The organism is Cupriavidus sp. FW306-01-F10A (genome assembly GCF_058782785.1).
The window spans coordinates 144,073-160,909 of the sequence record NZ_JBYSYA010000013.1 but is presented as its reverse complement, the minus strand read 5'-3'; the positions used below and the strand labels follow the sequence as shown (position 1 = coordinate 160,909).

Here is a 16,837-nt window from a genome sequence, read left to right as displayed (position 1 = left end):
CAGGCTGCGGTCAGGGTCGAGGCCTCGCGGCCAGCGGTCGCGCCACCTCCAGCGACGCTAGCGACGCCAGCGACTCAACCGGCAGCGGAGCCGCTCCCCGCTCCACCACCGTCAGAGCCATTGGCAGAAGCGGGGATTCAGGCGCCCCCTGTGGTAATCCAAAGAGCCTCCGGCCCGACGCTCCAGCAAGCCTCCATTCGTCCGATCCCGGCGCCGCAACCACGCGGCTGGACATCGCTGGGAACGCTGGCGTGGCTGGGCATGTGCGGCGCGGGCATCGCCTGCTGGTCCCGGCGTACGCGAGGCGAGTGGCTGCCGGGGGTCACCCGCCTGCGCGCGCGGACTCGGGATGCCCCGCCCATCGTGCTGTTGGTGAGCGGACTGCTCGCTTTGAACGGGGTGCTGCTGTTGTGCGTCCTGACGGGGAGCCGGCCATTGTCGTGAGCTCACGCCGTCGCGCCGTCCCACGCAGGCTTGCACCAGCAAAGCAGCATGCTCGCTGCCAGGCGCAGGCCGCTGAGCGGATGCATCAGGCAATGCCGCACCTGCCCGCTGCGGCTTTCGCCGTACAGGCACCACATGCAGAAGTGCTCGCAGTTGTTGGTCAGCAGGCGGTAGCAGTCCTCGCCCAACCGTGAGCGGGCGCGGCCGACGGATTCAGCGGCACTGTACCGCGCCATCGGCGTGCCCAACACCGTGATGCCATGGCCGGCAGCAAAGGCGGCCAGGCTCAGTTCTTCCACCGGGCCGCGCTGCTGCCGGTGGCAATAGCCAGCGTAGTGCACCACCATGCCACGCCCGACGTAGATGCCGTGGTGTGCATAGCCATGCCGCGGCGTGACCAGGTGTGCGCCGAGGGGCGGCTCTGCATCGGCGGCGAGGCGCTATGCCAGGACGTGCGGGCTGTGGGTGGCCTGCGCCGTTGTCTTCGTCGTTTCACCGAGGGATGCCATCACCGTCTCCGTTGCAGGCCTCTGTCGGGCCATGCCCTATGACTGCATGGGGCGTGCCAGTGACGGGTGAGGTGGGCACCTAGTGGTGTGGGCGTTGCATGAAGGGGGGCGAAGCGAGGGATGCGAGATACGGCCCGATGCCGAGCGGCCGTGCACCGCAGAAACAGGGCTCGGCCGGTTTGATCAAATGATCAAATTCCGAGCACCGCCACGATCCATTGATCAAAGCATCAAGCCGCCGGCAAGGCATCGCGATGGCGGCGACACACCCTGCGCCGGGCGGCTCATTCCGGCAGCGGGTACTTCCTGGCGTTCATCTCCATCTTGGCGCGGATCGCCGCGTCCAGGTCCACGCCCAGCGCCGTCACCAGCTGCGCCAGGTAGATGGTGATATCGGCAAGCTCTTGCTCCACATGCTCGCGCTCGTCGGTGGACATGATGGCGCGCGATTCCGCGTCGGTCTGCCACTGGAAGATCTCGACCAGCTCGGACACCTCCACGCTCAGCGCCATCGCGAGGTTCTTGGGGCTGTGGTACTTGCCCCAGTTACGGGCCTTGCCGAAGTCTTGGGCGGCTTGCTGGAGGTTCTTGATGTCGATCAGGGGCATGATGGTGTGACGAAAGCGGTTCACAGCGCGCCGGCAATGCGCCGGCGCAAGACGCAGATTTAATCACGACCCGGCCACCCTCGACACCCGGGCGGCCTGAGGCTTACCCTTCGCTTGTGCATCCACCGCCGCAACGGAGGTTCCCCATGCGCCCGACTCCCGGCCTGGCAATTGCCACTCTCGCCGGCACGCTCGCCTACCTGGCCATCGCCATTGCAGGCTGGGGTGGCATCGCCCCCTTCTTCGCGCACCCGGCGCGTGTGGCCCTGACCCTGGTCCTGTTCGCCCTGTCCATCGCCGCACTGTTCTCCGGCGGCAATATCAGCAGCGGCATGCGCGAGGACCGCGGCAACCGCTGGGTGCTGGCAGTGTTTGGCGTGCTGGGGCTGCTGGCGGCGTACCTGCCGCCCTTTACCGACCGCATCGGCTTCTGGACGCTCGATGGCGACACCATGCGCTGGATCGGCGTGGCGCTGTTTGCCGGCGGCGGCGTGCTGCGGCTGTGGCCGGTGTTCGTGCTGGGGCGGCGCTTCAGCGGGCTGGTGGCGATCCAGCCGGGGCACACGCTGGTGACCACCGGCATCTATGGCGTGATCCGGCATCCGAGCTACCTCGGCTTCCTGGTCAGTTCGCTGGGATGGGTACTGGCATTCCGCTCCGGCGTGGGCGTGGTGCTGACGCTGCTGATGGTGCCGGTGCTGCTGGCGCGCATCCGGGCGGAAGAAGCGCTGCTGCGCGACCAGTTTGGCGACGAGTACGCATCGTACTGCGACCGGACCTGGCGCATGCTGCCGGGCATCTACTGAGCGCGGCGCAGCGGCGCCCCGCGCACTTGGCGGATCAAATCGCCAGTCACCAAGGGTTATCCCTAGTCATTCATTCCCATTTTCCGGGACTCTAGGTTTTGATTTCTGGGAATCAGGTCCTATTCTTGGGCCCTATGTTGAATGCCGTCGACAACCCCACCACCGTGAAGCCCGCGACCTCCGCGCCTGCCGAACCCGCCCAGCCCGCGGGCGGTGCCGATCGCGTGCTGTTCGTGCTGGCGGCGCTGGCGCAACACGGCGCGCCGATCACGGTGCGCGAGCTGGTTGCCAAGACGGGCCTGCCCAAGAGCACGCTCTACCGGCAGCTGATGTTGCTCAAGCGCTGGGGCTTCGTGCTGGAGTCCGACGGCGAATACGCGCCGGGCCCGATCAGCCTGCAACTGGCGCTTGGCTTTGACATGGCCTCGCATCTGGCGCGCGAAGCCCTGCCCGACATGCAGCTGCTGGCGCAGCAGTCCGATGAAAGCGTGGGCCTGGTCGTCGCCGTCAAGGATCACGTGGTGTGCCTGGAGATGGTGGAGAGCCGCCAGTCGCTGCGCTGCTCGTTCGAGAAGGGCCGCGGCGTGCCGCTGCGCGCCGGTGCATCGGCCAAATCGCTGCTGGCGTTCATGCGCGACGAAGCGCGCGAGCGCCTGGTCCGGGCCCAGTGCGAGCCAGGCGAAGCCGAACGGCTGCTGGCCGAGCTGGGCGCCATTCGCGAGACCGGCTACGCCGTCAGCGAGGGCGAGGTGGATCCGGGCGTGTGGGGCGTGAGCGCGCCGCTGTTCTCGCGGCGCAGCAAGGCCGATGCGCTGGGCTCCATCACGCTGATGGTGCCGGCCACGCGGCGGCAAGGGCGCGAGACCGCGCTGATCGACATGACCGTGGCAGCGGCGATGCGGATTTCCGCGCGGCTGCAGTCTTACTGAATACCAAGCAATTCGTTACCGCCGCCGTCGGCAAATCCATGCGACGGCAGATCCCTCGTTCCCGAGAATAGGAGACTTCCATGAACCTTCGTCGCAAATGCCTGATGGCCGGCCTGGCAACCCTGACCGCCCTGACCCTCGGCACCGCCGCGCACGCGCAGGACAATGCCGTGCTGCGCGTGGCCACCGACGCCACCTTCCCGCCGATGGAATTTATCGAGAACGGCAAGCGCACCGGCTTTGACGTGGAGCTGGTTGAGGCCATGGCCAAGACCATGGGCAAGCGGGTCGAATGGACCGACATCGACTTCAAGGGCCTGATCCCGGGGCTGGTCTCGCGCCGCTTCGACATGGCAGTGTCCGGCATCTACATCACCCCCGAGCGCCGCAAGGTGGTGGACTTCACCGAGCCGTACTACGTCGGCGGCCTGGTGGCGCTGGTCAAGAGCGGCAACACCACCGTCCACGCCCCGGCCGACCTGAACGGCAAGAAGGTCAGCGTGCAGGTGGGCACCAAGTCGGTCAGCTTCCTGCGCGACACGTATCCGCAGGTGCAACGCGTGGAAGTCGAGAAGAACCAGGAAATGTTCAACCTGGTCGAGATCGGCCGCGCCGATGCCGCCGTGACCGGCAAGCCGGCCGCGATGCAGTACGTCAAGACCCGCGGCGGCCTGCGCATGGTGGAGCAGCAACTGACCACCGAGGAATACGGCATGGCCGTGCGCAAGGACACGCCCGAGCTGACCCGCGCCCTCAATGCGGCACTCGCCAAGGTGAAGGCCGATGGCACCTACGCCAAGCTGACCCAGAAATGGTTCGGCACGGCCGCCAAGTAAGCCGCGCGGATCATCATCATGGAATTGGATTTTTCTCCTGTCTTTGCCGGCTGGCATGACATCGTCCACGGCGCCGTCATCACCGTGGAGGTGACGGCCTGCGCGCTGGTGCTGGGCTGCGTCATGGGCCTGCTGGTCGGCATCGGCCGGCTGGACCCGAAGCGCCGCTTCATCTTCGGCATCTGCACCGCCTACGTGACCTTCATCCGCGGCACGCCGCTGCTGGTGCAGCTGTTCCTGCTGTTCTTCGGGCTGCCGCAGTTCAACATCCTGCTGCCGGCCTTTGTGTGCGGCGTGATCGGGCTGGGCATCTATTCCGGCGCCTATGTGTCGGAGATCGTCCGCGGCGCGATCCAGTCCGTGGACAAGGGCCAGATGGAAGCCGCGCGCTCGATCGGCATGTCGTCCGGCCAGGCCATGCGCGCGGTGATCCTGCCGCAGGCCATCGTGCGCATGATTCCGCCGCTGGGCAACGAATTCATCGCCCTCATCAAGAACTCGGCGCTGGTGTCGCTGCTGACCATTGCCGACCTGATGCATGAGGGCCAGAAGATCATCAGCGTGTCGTACCGGTCGCTGGAAGTCTATCTGGCGATCGCGCTGGTTTATCTGATCCTGACGAGCGCGGCCGGGCTGATCCTGCGGCGCGCCGAACAACGGCTGCGCATGGGAGGCATGGTGCAATGAGCGATTCCGCAATCATCCGGATCCGGAACCTGGGCAAATCGTTCGGCGGCCATACCGTCTTGCGCGGCATCGACTTCGATGTGGAGCCGTCGCAGGTCGTGGTCGTGATCGGCCCCAGCGGCTCGGGCAAGAGCACCTTCCTGCGCTGCTGCAACGGCCTGGAACAACCCGAGGCCGGCACCATCGACATCGTCGGCAAGCGCCTGGTGACCGACGGCCAGCTGATCGGCGAGCACGAGCTGAACCAGCTGCGCACCGAAGTGGGCATGGTGTTCCAGTCGTTCAACCTGTTCCCGCACCTGTCGGTGCTGCACAACGTCACGGTGGGTCCCCGCATGCTGCGCGGCGCCTCGCGCGAGGAAGCCGAGCGCAAGGCGACGGGCCTGCTTGAGAAGGTTGGCCTTGCGCACAAGGCCCACGCCATGCCCGCCAGCCTGTCCGGCGGCCAGAAGCAGCGCGTGGCCATTGCCCGCGCACTGGCCATGGAGCCGCGCGTAATGCTGTTCGACGAGCCGACCTCCGCGCTGGACCCCGAACTGGTGGGCGAAGTGCTGCAGGTGATGAAGGTGCTGGCCGCCGAAGGCATGACCATGGTCGTGGTCACCCATGAAATGGGCTTCGCCCGCGAAGTGGCCGATGTGGTGGTGGTCATGGATGGCGGCGGCATCATCGAGGCCGGGCCGCCGTCGGTCATCTTCTCGGCGCCGACGCAGGAACGCACGCGCGGCTTCCTGCAGGCCGTGCTGACGCGGGCGTGACGATGGCTGTGACCCAGAACCTCTGGCAGGGCCGTGTCGACGACGGCGAGCGTGGCGACACCACGCGCCTGTTCCGCATCGTGCATGCGCTGGAAGCAGCGGACGTGACGCCCCTCGACGGCGCGCCGGTGCTGCTCGGTTTCAATTGCGACGCCGGCGTGCTGCGCAACCAGGGCCGTCCCGGCGCCGCGCACGGCCCCGACGCCATCCGCCAGGCGCTGGCCAACGTGCCGGCGCACGGGCTGCCCGCGCTATACGACGCCGGCAATGTCAGCTGTGACGACGGCGACCTGGAATCAGCCCAGCTGGCGCTGGCGGGCACCGTGCGCGACGTGCTGGCGCGCGGCGGGCTGCCGCTGGTGCTCGGCGGCGGCCATGAAGTGGCCTGGGGCACGTGGCAAGGCCTGCGCGCGCACCTGGATGCGCAGGACGATGGCGGGCGCGTGCTCATCATCAATATCGACGCCCACTTCGACCTGCGCACCAGCCGACCCGCAAGCTCCGGCACGCCGTTCGACCAGATCGCCAACGCCTGCGCCGAGCGCGGGCAGCCGTTCGACTATGTCTGCCTCGGCGTCAGCCGCCTCAGCAACACGCCGGCGCTGTTCAGCCGCGCCGATGCGCTGGGCGTCTGCTACGTCGAAGACGTGGACATGCAGGAGCGCCACCTGGCATCGCGCCTCGCGGAACTGGCGGCGCGCATCGATGCCACGGACCACGTGTACCTGACCATCGACCTCGACGCACTGCCCGCGGCCGTGATGCCGGGCGTGTCGGCACCCGCCGCCTATGGCGTGCCCTTGCCGGTGGTGGAGGAAGTGGCCATGCTTGCGCGCCGCAGCGGCAAGCTGCGCGTGGCCGACCTGGCCGAGTACAACCCGCAGTACGACCGCGACCACCAGGGCGCGCGCGTGGCGGCGCGGCTGGCCTGGCGCCTGTTCGGCTGACAGGCAAGTCACGCCCCCCCAAGCCGCGCGGCGGTTGGCACCAGCCGCGCCCGGCTATAGTATTGCCCTTCGCTACATTAAGCGATTCCGATCAGAATTGATAAAGCGAGGCGAGGGCAGTCCTGCGCCGGCGTGGCCGTCTTGCCGCGCCCCAGGCCGCCCATCGCCGGTTACGGGCGGAAGGGTCTGCGTGATCGAACAAATCGTTATCGTCGGCTTTGGCTGCATCGGCCAGGCCGTGCTGCCGCTGCTGGAACGAACCTGGCCGCGGGCAGCGATTACCGTGGTGGACCGCGTGCTCGACGCCGCGCGCCAGCAACTGGCCGCCCGCCACGGGCTGGATGCCATCGAAGCCACCATCACGGCCGGCAACTTTGAAGCGATGCTGGGCCCGCTGCTGCGGCCTGGCACTTTCCTGCTGAACCTGGCGCCGTCCGTCTGCAGCCGCGACCTGATCGCGCTGGCGCAGGCGCACGGCACGTTCTATGTCGATGCCGGCATCGAACCGTGGGACTATGAGGCCGACCCGCAGGCCTCGCACCTGAGCAACTACGCGCTGCGCCATGAACTGCTGGCCTTCGCCCGCAGCCGCGAGACGCAGCCGACCGCGTTGGTGGCGCACGGCGCCAACCCTGGGCTGGTCTCGGTGCTGGTCAAGGCCGCGCTGATGGAACTGGCCGGCAATGTCGGCTTGAATCAGCAGGAGCCCCAGGATCGCGCCAGCTGGGCTGCCCTGGCGCGATCACTGGACGTGCGCGTGATCCAGGTCGCCGAGTACGACAGCCAGCAAGCCCCCGGCTATCCGCGCGACGGCGAGTTCGCCAACACCTGGTCGGCCGAAGGCTTTATCACCGAATGCCTGCAGGACGCCGAACTCGGCTGGGGCAGCCATGAGCCCGCGCTGCCGCCCGATGGCTATCGCCACGGCTACGGCAGCGGCGCGGCCATCGCACTGGATCGGCCAGGGCACCGCACGCGCGTGCGGTCATGGTCGCCGGTGCACGGCCCGTTCGATGCGTACCTGATCACGCACAACGAATCGATCTCGATCGCCGAATACCTGACCGACCAGCCTGCCGGCCAGCCGCTGTACCGGCCCACCGTCTACTACGCCTACCGCCCGACATCCGCCACGCAAACCTCGATGCAATGGCTCGACGAACGCGCCGCCCCGCGCGTGCGCGGCGAACGCATCCTGCGCGACGAGATCCAGTGCGGCGAGGACGAACTGGGCGTGCTGCTGATGAGCGGCCGCCATGGCGCGGTCTGGTACGGATCGCGCCTCTCCACCCAACGCGCGCGCTCGCTGGCGCCGTACAACACCGCCACCAGCCTGCAGGTGGCATCGAGCCTGGTCGCCGGCATGCGGTCGATGCTGGCCAACCCGGCGCGCGGCGTGGTGGAATCGGATGCGCTCGACTTCCGCCCCGTGCTGGCCGACGCCGCGCACTGGTGGGCACCGCTCAGCGTGCAGTTCACCGACTGGCTGCCGCAGCCCGGCGCCACGTCGCTCGCCTTCACCGACTTCCTGCTGGACGACGCCTTGGCCCAGCCCGATCCATCGCCCCTGACAATGGCCTGCTGATGCAACGCATCCCCCAGACCCCGCGCCCCAACTGGCCGCGCGAACTTGAGAAGGTCGGCTTCCACTTCCATTCGCTGGACGAATTCAACGTCCCGCGTGAAGTCGATGACAACACCTTCTTCTACTGGCGCGAAGACGCCGCCTACGCCTTCAGCAAGCAAGAGGTGGAAACGCTCTACGCCGCCGCGTACGACCTGAACCAGCGCTGCCTGGAAGCCGTGCAGCACGTGATCGACCACGACCTGTTCGCGCGCCTGGCGATCGACAAGGACTTCGCGCAACTGATCCGCACCTCCTGGGACCGCGACGAGCCCACGCTGTTCGGCCGCTTCGACATGACGCTGGACCAGCACGGCGCGCCCAAGCTGTATGAGTTCAACGCCGACACCCCGACCTCGCTGATCGAATCCGCCGTCGCGCAGTGGTACTGGAAAGACACCGTGCAGCCCCAGGCCGACCAGTTCAACAGCCTGCACGACGCGCTGGTGGCGCGCTGGCAATGGCTGCGCAAGCACTACCGCAACGCCAGCCTGCTGCACCTTGCGTGCATGTTCGACAGCCAGGAAGACATCTGCAACACCGAGTACCTGATGGACACCGCGCTGCAGGCCGGCTGGTCCGTCAAGCTGGTCGACCTGCAAGACATCGGCACCGACGGCCGCGGCAACTTCTATGACGCCGACAACGTGCCGATGGAAGTCGTCTTCAAGCTCTATCCGTGGGAATGGATGGCCACCTCCGACTACCGCGACCAGCTGCCACACAGCCCCGTGCGCTGGGTCGAGCCGCCGTGGAAGGCCGTGCTGTCCAACAAGGCCATCCTGCCGATCCTGTGGGAGCTCTTTCCCGGCCATCCCAACCTGCTGGAAGCCAGCTTCGACCCCAGCCACTTCGCCGGTCAGCCGCACGCCAAAAAGCCCTTCCTGTCACGCGAAGGCGAGAGCGTGACCCTGGCCACCCCGGAAGGCGGCCACGTCCACAACCCCGGCGAATACGGCGCCGAAGGCTTCATCTACCAGGCCTATTCCCCGGCGCGTCGCTTTGACGGCCGCTACACCACGCTGGGCGTATGGATCGTCGACGACGTGCCCAGCGGCCTGTGCGTGCGCGAGGAATCCGGGCCCATCGCCAAGAACACCAGTTTCTTCGTTCCACACTACTTCATGAACGAGTAAGGACCGATGGCAAAGAAGAACAACAACGGCCGCAAGCCGTCGAAGTACGGCAGCCCGTACCAGCCCAAGCCAAAGGGATCGCCCAGGTCCGCGTGGCAGCCGCAGCCCTATGCGGGCGAGCAGAAACGCAGTTCGCCCACGCTGTGGATCATCGGCGCCTGCGCCGTGGTGGCCGGCGTGGCGGCACTCGGCTCCTGCAGCGACGACGCCGACGACGATCCCGGCGTGACCGTGCGCCGCGCCAGCTACGCCACGCTGGAAGACTGCGAAGCCGACTGGAACATCCCCAACGACTGCGAAAGCGTGCCGGTCGACGACCCCAGCACGATCTACAGCTCCAGCCTGAACGCATCCGCCAGCGACACCGCCACCGGCGGCTCCGGCACCAGCCACGGCAGCAGCCTGTACTACGCGCGCTGGTACGGCCCGTACTACACTTCCAGCGGCACCGTCTACCACCCCAACGGCACCCAGACCCAGCGGGACATGTCCGCCGGCCCGCTGCGCCCGATGAACGTCTACGACAGCACCGGCACGCGCACGCAATCCTTCACCAACGCCACCCCGCACGCCGCGATGGTGGAAGAAGCCACCGTACGCCGCAGCTCCCTCAGCGGCGGACGCTCCATGGGCCTGTCCATGCGCGCCGCGGCGGTATCGCGCGCGCCGGTGGTATCGCGCGGCGGCTTCACCAGCCGCTTCGGCAGCTCCGGACGCTCCGGCGGCGGCTGAGTGCCGCCTGCCGATCGCCATGTCGTATTTACATCCCTGACAACTGACAACGAGTCCAACCTATGGTCAATGCCATGCACCCGGCGCTTGCCTACCTGATCTATATCGTCACCAGCTTTGCCATGCTGGGGCTGTTCCTGCTGGTTTATACGCGGGTGACGCCGCATCGGGAATTCCAGCTGATCCGCGAGGGCAATGTTGCTGCGGCGTTGTCGCTGGGCGGTGCGGTGCTGGGGTTCTCGCTGACGTTGTCGTCGAGCATTCAGCACAACGCTACGTTTGGGATGTTTTTGTTGTGGGCGTTTGGGGCGTTTGCGGTGCAGGTGTTGGCTTATCTGGTGGTGGCGCGGGCCTTGGGGGGTGTTGGTGAGGCTATTTCCAGTGATAACCGGGGGGTTGGGGCGGTGATGGGGGTGATTTCGCTGGCGGTGGGGGTGGTTAATGCGGCTTGTTTGACTTGAGGTGATCTTGGGCCGAGGATCGCGAGGTTCCATTAGCAACCACATGACCAGACCAATGCCCGATCGCCCGCATCAGGAAGACCTGACCATCCGACTTGCCACCCAAGCCGATGCAGCTGCGATTTCGGCGGTTCATGCGCTTTGCTGGCATCAAGCATATGGCGAGCTGCTTCCCAAGGATATGCTTGCGAATGTGACAGCGGAAAGCCGGCTGCCAGCCAGGTATCGCATTCTCGCGGACCCATCGATAGCCTGTTTCGTCGCGACCAGTGAGGCTGAAGTCGTCGGCTTTTCCGATTGCGGACCATGTCGCGAAGCAGAGCAGGAATGTCGGGGAGAGGTCTACGCCCTCTACGTACTGCAGGCGTTTCATGACAAGCGTGTCGGACTGAGGCTTCTGTCGTGCTGCGCGTCAGCCTTGTTGAGGCGAGGTTCCAGTTCGATGCGCCTGTGGTCACTCGAGGAAAATGCACGGGCGCGCAAGTTCTACGAACGTGCCGGCGGACGACTGCTAGACCGGCGCGTCTCGACCCGGGGCTCAGTGGTACTGACTGAAGTGGAATATCACTGGGACCTCATTGGCATGAAGCGGCTCGCAGCGCTCAAGTGGCATTTGTTGTGTAAATGATCTTGCGGATCGCCGGCGGAAAGGCAAAGAGCGGGATCACCTGATCCCAGACGCGACGTCAGGACGCGGCGATCGGGGAGTAGTCCTTACCCCTTTGTCTTGGTCGAAGGCCTCCAGCTCGGCCAGCGCAGCCTCCGCACTGGGGGCCGCATACACGGGCTTGTGCGCCGCCGCCACGGCGCGGCGCCCCTTGCCGCCGGGCGCCTGGCGCCCGGCTGGGAGCCGGGATACCGGCTGGCTTCGCCGCACCCGGACTGAGGCAAGTCATACAGTCGCCGTCATCCCGTCGGCCCCCAACGTCCGCCCGGAGCGTCAGCCGGCGCGATCGCCGCGCTCCTCCACAGTAATCCGATGCAACAGGCGATCGTACCCATCATAGCCACCAGTCGCCGCATGGTTCACGCAGCGGTTATCCCAAACGACAAGCATCCCCTGCGACCACCGATGGCGATACACAAACTCCGGCCTGGCCTGGTGTTCAAACAGCGCACGCAGGATCGGCGCCGCCTCCTCATCGCTCATGCCATCGATGCCGATCGTATAACCCATGCTGACGAACAACGCAGTGCGCCCGGTTTCGGGATGCTTGCGCGCAATGGGATGTAGCTGCGTTGCCAGCGCACTATCCGAATAGCGGATAACCATCGAGCGCCCCTTGTCCTTCTCACCATACGCGCCCTGCCGCGAATAGCCGCGCCGCGCGGAATGGACCCCTTGCCTTCCGGCCACCAGTGATTTCAGTTCCTCCGGCAGCGCGTCCCAGGCGGCGTACTGGTCGGCGAACAGCGTGTCACCACCCACTGGCGGAATGACATTGCCGTATAGCACCGTAGCCGCCGGTGGCTGCGCCAGGAAGCTCCAGTCCGAGTGCCAGGACTCGGCAAAGATCGGCGTGCGCTCGTTGGCATCGCGCCGAACTTGCGCGACATGGGGATGGCCAGGGATGGCGGTGAAATAGGGATCGCTGCCGAGCGGGCCGATCGTTGACGCGAAGCGTTCGATGTCCTCGATGGCCAGGTCCTGGTCGGTGAAGGCAAGGACCTTGTGCTCAAGCCAGTGCCGGCGAATTTCTGCGACTTGCGCATCGGTCAGTGCCTGCTTCAGGTCCAGGCCCCTGACCAGCGCACCGCAGGGGGCCTCCTGCGGCAAAACTTGCATTGCCATTGCGTCTCCTTGATGTGCGTAAGGGAGCGAGTGGGGCGCACCAGGCGAACAGCGGCGCGCTCAGGCTGCCACGCCGACCGGGCGGTCGCCGGCGATGGTTGTGCGATGCAGCTCGCGGTCAAAGCCGTCATAGTCGTTCATCGCCAGATGCTGCGTGCAGCGGTTGTCCCACACGGCCAGCGCGCCGCGGGTCCAGCGGAAGCGGCAGGTGAATTCGGGGCGGGCGGCGTGGGCGTAGAGGTATTGCAGCAGCGGCGCGCTTTCTTCTTCGGTCATGCCCTCGAAGCGCATGGTGTAGGTGCTGTTGACGTACAGCGCCTTCCTGCCCGTGGCGGGATGCACGCGCACCACCGGATGGAGGACCTCGCTGTTGGCGCGGTCGTCGGTACGCACGTCCATCTTGTGGGCGGGGTCGCCGTTGTTGACCACGGCGCCCCTGGCGCCATAGGAACGCACGGGGCTATGCACCGCGCGCAACTTGTCGATCACCAGCTTTAGCCCATCGGAAAGCGCGTCGTACGCGTGATACATGCTGGCCCACATGGTGTCGCCACCGTAGGGCGGAATCACGCGCGCATACAAGGCAGACCCCAGCGGCGGGATTTCTGCATAGCTCATGTCCGTGTGCCAGGCACCGCCGAAGTTGCGTTTGGTTTGCTCTGCCTTGCCCTTCATCACCGGCAGGATTTCAGCGTGGCCTTCCAGCGCGCGGACGAACGGCACTTCCAGCAAATCGCCGAAGCGGGCGCTGAACGCCTTGTGCTGGTCCGGCGTCAACTGCTGGTCGCGAAAGAAGATGACCTGATGGTTGTGCAGCGCCGAGCGGATCTCTGCGAACGTCTCGTCCGGCACCGGCTGGGACAGGTCTACCCCACTGATCTCCGCACCGAGGGCGCCCGCGATGGGCTGGACATCGATGAAACGGTATTGCGACATGGCTTGCGTTCTCCTTGCTTAAAGCGTGTTAGCGACTGCGTGGGTTACTGGACGGTGATGTGGGCGCTACGCACCAGCGCGCGCCACTTCTGCGTTTCCGCGTCGATAAAGACACCGAACGCCTCCGGCCCGGCGCCGGAGATGACGCCGCCCATCTCATCGATCTTCTTGCGGACGTCGGGCATCTTCAGCACCGCTTCCAGCTCTGAATCCAGCCGGGCAACGATGGGCTTGGGCGTTGCTGCGGGCACCAGCACGCCGAACCAGCCTGCAATCTCATAGCCGCGCAGGCCGGCTTCCGCCATGGTGGGCACATCGGGCAGCAGCGGCGAACGCTGGGCCCCGGTGATCGCCAGCGCGCGCAGCTTGCCGGACTTCACCAGCTGCAGCGCCGACGGCATGTTGTCGAACATCACCGGAACATGGCCCGCCACGGTGTCGTTCAGCCCCGGCGCGCTGCCTTTGTAGGGAACGTGGGTCATGCGCACGCCGGCGGTGCTGGCAAACAGCTCGCCCGCCAGGTGCAGCGAGGTGCCGGCGCCCGGCGTTGCATAGGTCAGCGGCGTAGCCTGGCGCTTGCCGTACTGGATCAGGTCCTTCACGGAATGCACCGGCAGTGCCGTATTCACGACCAGCAGGTTGGGCACCGCCATCAGCATGGTCACCGGCGCGAGATCCTTGCCCGGCTTGTACGGCAGGTCGGGATAGAGCGAGGGATTGATAGCGATGGGGCCGATATTGCCCATCACGATGGTGTAGCCATCGGCCGGCTGCTTGGTCACGTAGTCAGTGCCGACATTGCCGCCGGCGCCTGGCTTGTTCTCCACCACCACGGGTTGCGCGAGCCGTTCCCCCAGCTTCTGGCCGACGATGCGCGCCAGCATGTCGGTGGATCCACCGGGCGGGTAAGGGACAACCCATTTGATCGGCTTGCTCGGCCAGGCATCGCTGGCCCAGGCGGCAGACCCGGGCATGATTGCAGCCGCGCAGGCCAGCGCGGCACTGAGAATGGGGCGCTTCATGTTGTCTCCTGTGGTGGAGCAGCGAGAATGCTTGCCGCCCACGCTTTCTTGGTTTATATTGTTCATCTAGTGAACGTACATTACACGTAGTGAACGGATGAAGAGTAATAGATCAATCCTCAGGTGTCTAGCCATCCTGCAAGCGTTCCGCCAGAACGGCCGTCCGACCCTGGCCGAGCTGTCACGCGCGGTGGACTTGCCCCACCCCACGGTGCTGCGATTCCTGCTGACGCTGGAGGAAGAGGGCTACGTGGCGCGCGAGGCAAACCAGTGGCGGCTCACCACGCGCGTGTTCGAGATCGGATTTGCCGCGATGGAAAGCCTGGGCGTGACCGAGGCGGTGCAGGAGCACCTGCAGCAGCTGGCCGACGCCTATTCCGGCACGGCGAACCTGGGGGAGATAAACCCCGAAGGCGTCATCATCGTCGGACGCGCAATGGCCCCGGCCGAGCGGCGCCGGCTGGTGGTCATGAACTTGCGGGTAGGCAGCGTGCTGCCGCCAGGCAGCGCGCTGGCGATGGCCCTTGCCCTGCCGGTCGGCGAATGGAGCGAGCTGGAATATCCGGAAAGCAATCAGATGTCGATTGCCGTGCCGCTGCCTGCGGTGGGGTCCAGGCAGCTGTCGCTTGGGATCTCTACGTCAATGGGCGAGGCTACGCCTGCGCGGATCAGGGAGGAGATGGTGCCGGCGCTGCAGCGCGCTGCGGGGAATGTTAGCCGGATGATTGGGTTGGCGCCGGCTTGAGGGGCGGGAATGCAGGCATCGATCACGATGGCCTGAATGCATGACAGCTAACGGCTACCTCTGTACTACCACGGTCGGCGCTTCCCGGCCGACGCCACCGCGAACAGCAGCATCGAGGGGGGATGGCTCGCTTCCTAGCGGCATCGATTTCAGCCCCCATTCAATGCCTTGACCTTCTTCAAGTCTTCCGCGCTGATCAGCCCTTCACCCCCGCACGCCCCGCCTTCACAGCCCGCTTCACGGGCACCAGCGTGGCCGCCGCATCCTCGGCCCTCTCCGTGTTGACCAACACCCCCGCCGAGACAATATAGGCCGCCGCGCTCTCGATATCCCCGCGCAGCGCCGCACATGCCGCCGCGCTGTCATGCCTGCGCAGCGCTTCGATCAGATTGTCGTGATGCTTGACCGCGACGCGCTCTTCCACGCGGCGCGATCCGGAGCGAAGGTCGTGGTTAAGGATCGGGCCGATGCGCAACCACTGCGACTCGATCATCTGCAGCAGGATCGGCATGCGCGCCGCCGCGTACACGGCAAAGTGAAAGGCCTGGTTCGCGGCGATGACATCCGCGCCGTCGGGATTGCGCTTCGACATCTCGTCGGCAAACCGGCGGTGCAGTGCCTGTACCTGCTTCAGTTCCTCATCACTGATGCGCTCTGCCGCGGTCGCGGTGGCGAGCCCTTCCAGTTCGATCCGGATCTTGGTGATTTCCTCGAACTGGCTGACGCTCATCCTCGGTACCCGCAGTGCACGGTTTGGCGTGAGCTCAAGTGCCTGCTCGGCAACCAGGCGATGCACCGCTTCCCGCACCGGCATGACGCTGACGCCCAGTGCGGCAGCAATGTTGCGCAGGGAAATCTGCTCGCCCGGCATCATCTGGCCGCTGATCAGCAGGTCTCGCAGCTGCGTGTAGACGTCGCGGCTGAGGGTCTGGCGGACAAGGGGCGTCACAAGGTCATTCAGGGTCATGCCGCGAAGCATAGCACATAGGGTTATTCTCTATATTTGATCTGTGATCACAGTTTTAATCTTCGTCCGGAAGGCAGGCATCGGCCTGTTCCCAGGAGGATTGGAATCATGTGGAAGGATGAATCGCTCGCCGGCAAACGCGTATTGGTGACCGCTGGCGCGGACGGCATTGGCCTGGAGATCACGCGGGCCTTGGTGGAGGCGGGCGCCCGCGTTGCGGTTTGCGACGTGGCTGGCGACAGCCTCGAACGTGTCTGTGCGGAGTTGCCCGGCGTGGTGGCAGTCAGGGCCGATGTGTCGAAGGAAAGTGACGTCGAGGCGCTGTTCCAGGCCGTGGATGGCGCCTTTGGCGGCCTGGATGTGCTCGTCAACAATGCCGGGGTTGCCGGCCCGACTGGCGGTATCGAAGCCCTGTCGCTGGCCGACTGGGAGCGCACGCTTGCCGTCAACATCACCGGCCAGTTCCTGTGCGCCCGCGCCGCGGTGCCGCGCCTGCGCCAAGGGCGCTCGCCGTCGATGGTCAACCTGTCTTCCGCTGCCGGGCATCTCGGCATGCCGGGCCGTTCCGCCTATTCCGCGTCGAAATGGGCCGTGGTGGGCTTTACCAAATCGCTGGCGCTTGAACTGGGCGCGGATGGCATCCGTGTGAACACGGTGCTGCCCGGTGCGGTCGACGGCCCGCGTATTCGGGCCGTCATTGCCGCGAAGGCCGGGTCGCTCGGCAAGCCGCTTGAGGAAGTCACGCGCAGCTACACGTCGCAGGCGGCACTGGGCCGCATGGTGACGATGCGCGACATCGCCAACATGGTGCGATTTCTCTGCAGCGACCAGGCGGCCAATGTGCACGGCCAGGAAATGGTCGTGGACGGCCTGACCCAGGCGCTCAGCTAGCGCGCCC

18 protein-coding genes and 2 pseudogenes are annotated in these 16,837 nt (G+C 66.1%); 13 read left to right on the top strand and 7 right to left on the bottom strand.

Going from position 1 to position 16,837, the window contains the following annotated elements:
- Positions 1-446: 446 nt before the first annotated feature.
- Both AC3WLF_RS19675 and AC3WLF_RS19670 read right to left on the bottom strand, forming a co-directional pair.
- Positions 447-860: pseudogene (locus AC3WLF_RS19675) on the bottom strand (lecithin retinol acyltransferase family protein); the annotation flags it as partial.
- A 377-nt stretch (positions 861-1,237) separates the two neighbouring features.
- Complete coding sequence (locus AC3WLF_RS19670; RefSeq protein WP_010811417.1) at positions 1,238-1,561, bottom strand: nucleotide pyrophosphohydrolase; 324 nt, start codon at positions 1,559-1,561, stop codon at positions 1,238-1,240.
- Positions 1,562-1,707: 146 nt separating this feature from the next.
- Here AC3WLF_RS19670 and AC3WLF_RS19665 point away from each other — a divergent pair, with 146 nt between their 5' ends.
- The 11 genes from AC3WLF_RS19665 to AC3WLF_RS19615 all read left to right on the top strand — a co-directional run bounded on the left by AC3WLF_RS19665 (position 1,708) and on the right by AC3WLF_RS19615 (position 11,105).
- Positions 1,708-2,367 (top strand): methyltransferase family protein, encoded by a 660-nt coding sequence (locus AC3WLF_RS19665; RefSeq protein ID WP_492353371.1) that lies wholly within the window; start codon positions 1,708-1,710, stop codon positions 2,365-2,367.
- Positions 2,368-2,501: 134 nt separating this feature from the next.
- Positions 2,502-3,296, top strand: coding sequence for an IclR family transcriptional regulator (locus AC3WLF_RS19660; RefSeq protein WP_492357385.1), 795 nt, complete (start codon positions 2,502-2,504; stop codon positions 3,294-3,296).
- Between the two features lie 80 nt (positions 3,297-3,376).
- Positions 3,377-4,132, top strand: coding sequence for a glutamine ABC transporter substrate-binding protein (locus AC3WLF_RS19655; protein ID WP_492358685.1), 756 nt, complete (start codon positions 3,377-3,379; stop codon positions 4,130-4,132).
- Between the two features lie 18 nt (positions 4,133-4,150).
- Positions 4,151-4,819, top strand: coding sequence for an amino acid ABC transporter permease (locus AC3WLF_RS19650; RefSeq protein WP_492321518.1), 669 nt, complete (start codon positions 4,151-4,153; stop codon positions 4,817-4,819).
- The gene (locus AC3WLF_RS19645; protein WP_492321519.1) at positions 4,816-5,577 is read left to right on the top strand and encodes an amino acid ABC transporter ATP-binding protein; all 762 of its coding nucleotides are present in this window, start codon (positions 4,816-4,818) and stop codon (positions 5,575-5,577) included. Before AC3WLF_RS19650 ends, AC3WLF_RS19645 begins: the two co-directional genes overlap by 4 nt.
- 2 nt (positions 5,578-5,579) lie before the next feature.
- Positions 5,580-6,524 (top strand): formimidoylglutamase, encoded by a 945-nt coding sequence (gene hutG / locus AC3WLF_RS19640; RefSeq protein ID WP_492321520.1) that lies wholly within the window; start codon positions 5,580-5,582, stop codon positions 6,522-6,524.
- Positions 6,525-6,714: 190 nt separating this feature from the next.
- On the top strand, positions 6,715-8,109 hold the full coding sequence (locus AC3WLF_RS19635; protein WP_492358684.1) for a saccharopine dehydrogenase NADP-binding domain-containing protein: 1,395 nt from the start codon (positions 6,715-6,717) through the stop codon (positions 8,107-8,109).
- Positions 8,109-9,284, top strand: a complete 1,176-nt coding sequence (locus AC3WLF_RS19630) for a glutathionylspermidine synthase family protein (protein ID WP_492358683.1) — start codon at positions 8,109-8,111, stop codon at positions 9,282-9,284. Before AC3WLF_RS19635 ends, AC3WLF_RS19630 begins: the two co-directional genes overlap by 1 nt.
- Before the next feature lie 6 nt (positions 9,285-9,290).
- Positions 9,291-10,016: a hypothetical protein gene (locus tag AC3WLF_RS19625; protein ID WP_492358682.1), complete on the top strand. Its 726-nt coding sequence runs from the start codon at positions 9,291-9,293 to the stop codon at positions 10,014-10,016.
- A gap of 62 nt (positions 10,017-10,078) precedes the next feature.
- Entirely contained in the window at positions 10,079-10,477 is a 399-nt protein-coding gene (locus AC3WLF_RS19620) for a DUF350 domain-containing protein (protein WP_010811407.1), read from the top strand.
- A gap of 43 nt (positions 10,478-10,520) precedes the next feature.
- Positions 10,521-11,105, top strand: a complete 585-nt coding sequence (locus AC3WLF_RS19615; RefSeq protein ID WP_492358681.1) for a GNAT family N-acetyltransferase — start codon at positions 10,521-10,523, stop codon at positions 11,103-11,105.
- On the opposite strand, the pseudogene AC3WLF_RS19610 reads toward AC3WLF_RS19615, so the two are convergent.
- From AC3WLF_RS19610 to AC3WLF_RS19595, 4 genes and pseudogenes are all read right to left on the bottom strand, one after another.
- Positions 11,086-11,297 (bottom strand): annotated as a pseudogene (locus AC3WLF_RS19610) (transposase); the annotation flags it as partial. The gene AC3WLF_RS19615 and the pseudogene AC3WLF_RS19610 overlap by 20 nt on opposite strands.
- A gap of 120 nt (positions 11,298-11,417) precedes the next feature.
- Positions 11,418-12,269, bottom strand: coding sequence for a TauD/TfdA dioxygenase family protein (locus AC3WLF_RS19605; protein ID WP_492353255.1), 852 nt, complete (start codon positions 12,267-12,269; stop codon positions 11,418-11,420).
- A gap of 60 nt (positions 12,270-12,329) precedes the next feature.
- Complete coding sequence (locus AC3WLF_RS19600; RefSeq protein WP_492321526.1) at positions 12,330-13,205, bottom strand: TauD/TfdA dioxygenase family protein; 876 nt, start codon at positions 13,203-13,205, stop codon at positions 12,330-12,332.
- Between the two features lie 44 nt (positions 13,206-13,249).
- Positions 13,250-14,227 (bottom strand): Bug family tripartite tricarboxylate transporter substrate binding protein, encoded by a 978-nt coding sequence (locus AC3WLF_RS19595; RefSeq protein WP_492358680.1) that lies wholly within the window; start codon positions 14,225-14,227, stop codon positions 13,250-13,252.
- 97 nt (positions 14,228-14,324) lie between these two features.
- On the opposite strand from AC3WLF_RS19595, the gene AC3WLF_RS19590 reads away from it, so the two are divergent.
- Entirely contained in the window at positions 14,325-14,972 is a 648-nt protein-coding gene (locus AC3WLF_RS19590) for an IclR family transcriptional regulator (RefSeq protein WP_035823737.1), read from the top strand.
- Positions 14,973-15,168: 196 nt separating this feature from the next.
- Here AC3WLF_RS19590 and AC3WLF_RS19585 read toward each other — a convergent pair whose 3' ends face one another.
- On the bottom strand, positions 15,169-15,951 hold the full coding sequence (locus AC3WLF_RS19585; protein WP_492321528.1) for a GntR family transcriptional regulator: 783 nt from the start codon (positions 15,949-15,951) through the stop codon (positions 15,169-15,171).
- A gap of 96 nt (positions 15,952-16,047) precedes the next feature.
- On the opposite strand from AC3WLF_RS19585, the gene AC3WLF_RS19580 reads away from it, so the two are divergent.
- Positions 16,048-16,830: an SDR family oxidoreductase gene (locus tag AC3WLF_RS19580; RefSeq protein WP_492358679.1), complete on the top strand. Its 783-nt coding sequence runs from the start codon at positions 16,048-16,050 to the stop codon at positions 16,828-16,830.
- Positions 16,831-16,837 lie beyond the last annotated feature (7 nt).